Annotated in this window: 1 protein-coding gene; it reads left to right on the top strand. The window is 73.5% G+C overall.

The window, feature by feature from the left end; translation table 11 throughout:
• Window positions 1–262, top strand: a 262-nt coding sequence (locus ADL01_RS46620) for a hypothetical protein (RefSeq protein WP_234354793.1), incomplete at its 5' end; no start/stop codon positions are given.
• Between the last annotated feature and the right edge of the window lie 55 nt (window positions 263–317).

Here is a 317-nt window from a genome sequence, read left to right as displayed (position 1 = left end):
CGGGGTGCCCGCCGAGCGCGTCCGGGCCGGGCTGCGCGAGGCCGGAATCCCCATCAGCGGAGGGGTGCGCATGGGGGGTGCCGTGTCGACCGGGGTGAAGGCCGACCACTTCCCTCCCCTGGAAGGCGCCCCTACCGAACCGTTGTTGCGAGGCCCTGACCAGCAACAACAACACAACAACGCGCCGAGGATCGTGCGCGGAGAGGGGCCCGTGACGCTCTACGACCCCCCCGACACCCACCGCCGCCACAAGGTGGCGTAGCTCCCGGAGCGGCCGCACAGCTGCCAGGCGGACGGCCGCCCCGGGCCCATCCCGA

The organism is Streptomyces sp. NRRL WC-3618 (assembly GCF_001280005.1).
Taxonomy (GTDB): Bacteria; Actinomycetota; Actinomycetes; order Streptomycetales; family Streptomycetaceae; genus Streptomyces.
The sequence above is the reverse complement of the archived record's forward strand: the minus strand, read 5'-3'. Positions and strand labels throughout refer to the sequence as shown.